At 71.8% G+C, this 577-nt stretch carries 1 pseudogene; it reads left to right on the forward strand.

Annotated elements, in window-relative coordinates:
• Nucleotides 1–577: pseudogene (locus JFB92_RS22180) on the forward strand (hypothetical protein); the annotation flags it as partial.

The following is a 577-nucleotide window of genomic DNA, read 5'->3' on the forward strand; positions in this document are numbered from 1 at the left end:
TCACCAAAACCGGCCCCGGGCAAGCGGTCATCGTCCACCACCACGGCCACGAACCGGCCCCCGCCGACATGGCAGCCGAGTACGGCGACCCCGAGGCCGGGTGCGGGTGCGCCGACTGGCGCACCGACACCGACCTCGACACCGACTTCGCCACCGACGCCGCGAACCTCTTCGACACCGGCCTCTACCCCGAAGAATGGGCCGAAACACTCAAAGACGACCTCAACCGCGCCGCCGAACAGCACGAGACCGACCGCGCCTGGGCCGCCGCCAAAGCCGCACGCGCCCAAGCACGAGCACGCTTCACCACCGAGAACGTCGAGGCGCGCAGCGACACAAGAACACCGGCACCCGAACCCGAACCGCGCTCGGAACCCGGACGAACCACCGCACCCCGACCGCGCTCGGGACCCGGACGATCCTCCCCGACTACACCCGAGCCCCGCCCCGAACCCGAGCAGGACTCGCCTCGCGAGACCGCCTGCACCGCAACACGATCCGACCCCGGACCGCCGCCCTTCTTACGCCGCCCGCCGCGGGAGGCACCCGCGGCGGGGGCCAGCACACACACGACACA

The organism is Glycomyces salinus (genome assembly GCF_016428645.1).
GTDB classification, from domain to species: Bacteria; Actinomycetota; Actinomycetes; order Mycobacteriales; family Micromonosporaceae; genus Glycomyces; species Glycomyces salinus.